Source organism: Polymorphobacter multimanifer, from assembly GCF_014205635.1.
Classification (GTDB): Bacteria; Pseudomonadota; Alphaproteobacteria; order Sphingomonadales; family Sphingomonadaceae; genus Sandarakinorhabdus; species Sandarakinorhabdus multimanifer.
Window position 1 is genome coordinate 1 of record NZ_JACIIV010000072.1, and the last position, 1,166, is coordinate 1,166.

Annotated in this window: 1 protein-coding gene; it reads right to left on the minus strand. The window is 61.3% G+C overall.

The window, feature by feature from the left end; all coding sequences use genetic code 11:
* Positions 1-20: 20 nt before the first annotated feature.
* A protein-coding gene (locus tag FHS79_RS18480; RefSeq protein ID WP_184203319.1) for an IS630 family transposase occupies positions 21-1,078 on the minus strand; the annotation gives its coding sequence in 2 pieces (ribosomal slippage) (positions 21-590 and positions 593-1,078; 1,056 coding nt in all).
* Positions 1,079-1,166: the final 88 nt, after the last annotated feature.

The window sequence follows — 1,166 nt, forward strand, 5'->3', positions numbered from 1 at the left end:
CTTATACCAAGATTCACTGATCAGAACTCCTGAGCCCAGTTGCGCAACCCGATCGACATGATCTTCCAGGGCTGCTCGACGAGCTTGTTCCAGGCGTCGCAGCAGTGATCGACGATCTCTTCGTGGGAACCGAACACGCGGTTCGAGAGCCAGTTGTCGCGCATGAACTGCCAGATGTTTTCCTGGGGATTGAGCTCGGGACATTTCGACGGGATTGCGACGATGGAGATATTGAAGGGGAGTTCGAGCTTCGGCGTCAGGTGCCAGCCAGCCTGGTCCATCAGCACCACGGCGTGGGCACCCGGCGCGACGTTCAGTGATATCTCGGCCAGATGCAGGTTCATCGTAGCGGTGTTGCAGAACGGCAGGACGAGGCCGGCCGCCTTGCCTTCCTGCGGGCAGATTGCGCCGAAGATATAGACCGATCTGGTGCGTTGATCGTGCGGTGCCGAGGGCCGCGTCCCGCGCCTGGCCCATCGTCTCGTGATCTTGTTCTTCTGCCCGACCCTGGCCTCGTCCTGGAACCAGATCTCTATCGGTGTGCCACGCGGGAGCGCAGCTTTGACCTTGTCCAACTCGGCGGCAAAGCCCCTTTTTTAAAGGCTTCGATTGCCTCTGGATCCTGCGCATGGTGCTTGGGCCGAGCTGATAATTTCCGATAACCCAGCGCACGAAGCTCGCGGCTCAACGTCGGCCTCGAAACCGACACGGAGAAATCGTCCCACAGCATCTGTGCAAGGTCGATGATCCGCCAGCGCACCACGCCGTGCGCCGCCGGAATCGGGCCCCGCTCGATCGCATCGACCAGAGCCGCGCGGTGCGTCGCGTTCAGGAGCGGCGGCTTCCCCGGCGCCTTCCGATCGATCAGTCCGTCAGGCCCCGACGCATTGAACTTTACCACCCAATCCCGGACAATCTGCAGCGTGACGCCCCCGACGCGAGCAGCCTCCGTCCGGCTCGATCCTTCATAGATCGCTGCCAAAGCGAGCAGGCGACGCGCTTGGGCGCCATCCTTCGATTTGCGGGCAGCGGCCCGTAACATGACAGCGTCAAAATCGGTACGAAGCGCGATCGGCATGGCAAACTCCTGTCCGTTTGCCATCTTGAATCAAACCCAGCCGCCCGCCGCAACCCCCCCGAGTCACGATCATCGGATCTTGGTATTA